Consider the following 2223-nt stretch of genomic DNA (forward strand, 5'->3'; position numbering starts at 1 on the left):
TTATACAATAAGGGGGAAGTAAAATGGCTGTGATTAATTGGAGTGGAGCAATATTTGGTTTAATAGTTGCTATAGTTTTAATATTTAGAAAGGTAAGTCCTGTATACGCACTTTTTGGAGGTGCTATTATAGGTGGATTAGTTGGTGGTGCTAGTTTAGCTCAAACAACACAAGTTGTTATTGATGGTACCAGCAGCGTAATGGGGGCAGTGGTTAGGGTGCTCGCAGCAGGAATACTCGCAGGTATTCTAATTGAGTCTGGTGCAGCAGAGAGAATTGCAGAAACTATAGTGGAAAAGCTGGGCGAAAAAAAGGCTCTTTTAGCAATAGCCATTGCAACTATGGTTATAACTGCTGTAGGTGTATTTATTGCAGTTTCAGTTATTATAGTTGCACCAATAGCATTGTCCGTAGGTAAAAAAGTTGGTCTTACTAAATCTTCAATACTTTTAGCGATGGTAGGTGGAGGTAAGGCTGGAAACATAATTTCTCCTAATCCCAATACAATAGCAGTAGCAAAAGGTTTTAATTTAGATCTAGCACAAGTAATGATTAATGGTTTTATACCCGCAATAGTAGGGTTAATAGTAACATATTTTGTTGCTACAATGTTAAGTAAGAAAGGTGAATTAATTAAAGAATCAGAAGTAATTGTAGCTACTGCAAAAGAAAAGCCAAGCTTCGCTAAATCAATGGTGGCTCCAATTGTAGCAATTTTATTGTTATCATTAAGTCCTGCTGGAAACATACTTCATATACAGTTTTTAGCGAAAATTAAAATTGATTCTATGATTATATTGCCAGTTGCAGGATTAATAGGATTAATCGCAATGGGTCAATTTAATAAAGTTGTTGAATATACCACTTCAGGGTTAAATAAAATGACAGGTACTGCCATAATATTAATTGGTGCAGGTGCAATAGCAGGTGTCATTTCTAAATCTAATTTAAGTGCGGTAGTGGTACAATGTATCCACTCGGCAGGTATTTCAGGGGTTTTCTTAGCACCAATATCAGGAATACTCATGGCAGGAGCTACTGCATCAACAGCTACAGGAGCAATTCTAGCATCAGGAAGCTTTGGAAAAGCAATATTAGCTATGGGGGTACCTCCATTAAATGCAGCAATTATGGTACATACAGGGGCTACGGTTATTGATCATTTGCCACATGGTAATTTCTTTCATGCTTCAGCTGATTCTGTAAAAATGAAAATTAAAGAACGTATGAAACTTATTCCATATGAATCTATGGTTGGTGGATCTATGATGATTACAGCAACTATCATATATGGATTTTTAAAATAACGAGAAAATATGGATTTATACTTATTTATCTAATAAAAATATAAGTTAAGTTAGGAGTGATATATATGAAACAGGATTTAGTTATTGTATTAGCACCGGATTCTTTTAAGGAAAGTATGACAGCAAAAGAAGTTTGCACGGCAATGGAAAGAGGAATAAAAAAGGCAAATGATAAGATTACATGTGTACATGTACCAATGGCTGATGGAGGAGAAGGAACTATGCAGTCATTAGTAGATGCTACTGATGGAAAAGTATATTCTTTAAAAGTAGTTGGACCACTTGGAAACATGGTAGAAGCACAATATGGTATTTTAGGAGAAGGAGAAGTAGGGATATTAGAAATGGCTAGTGCCAGTGGAATACAGCTAATACCTGCGGAGCAAAGGAATCCTTTATTAACAACAACTTATGGTACTGGGCAGCTTATAAATGCTTGTTTAAATCATGGAGTAAAAAAAATATTAATAGGTATTGGTGGAAGTGCTACAAATGACGGTGGAGCTGGAGTTGTGCAAGCACTTGGTGGAAAATTGTTAGATAAGCAAGGGAATGAATTAGGGTTCGGTGGTGGAGAATTAGGAAAACTAAATAGCATTAATTTAAAGAATTTTGATCCTCGCTTAAAAGAAGTTGTTATCGAAGTAGCTTGTGATGTTAACAATCCACTTTGCGGAGAAAAAGGAGCTTCAAATGTATTTGGTCCACAAAAGGGAGCTACCAAAGAAATGATAGGAATATTAGATGATAACTTGAAACACTATGCAGATATAATAAAAAGGCGACTTGGTAAAGATGTTATAGATGTACCAGGTGCTGGAGCAGCAGGAGGACTTGGGGCTGGACTTTTGGCATTTTTAAATGGTACTTTGAAAAAAGGTATCGAAATGGTAATTGAATATACTGGACTAGAAGA

At 35.9% G+C, this 2223-nt stretch carries 2 protein-coding genes; both read left to right on the forward strand.

Annotation, left to right across the window (positions count from 1 at the left end; translation table 11 throughout):
- Positions 1-23: 23 nt before the first annotated feature.
- Complete coding sequence (locus KPL44_RS24915) at positions 24-1307, forward strand: GntP family permease (RefSeq protein ID WP_216256083.1); 1284 nt, start codon at positions 24-26, stop codon at positions 1305-1307.
- A gap of 65 nt (positions 1308-1372) precedes the next feature.
- On the forward strand, positions 1373-2223 hold an 851-nt coding region (locus KPL44_RS24920; RefSeq protein ID WP_216256085.1), incomplete at its 3' end, for a glycerate kinase family protein.

Source organism: Clostridium sp. DSM 17811, assembly GCF_018861905.1.
Taxonomy (GTDB): Bacteria; Bacillota; Clostridia; order Clostridiales; family Clostridiaceae; genus Clostridium_AD; species Clostridium_AD frigoriphilum.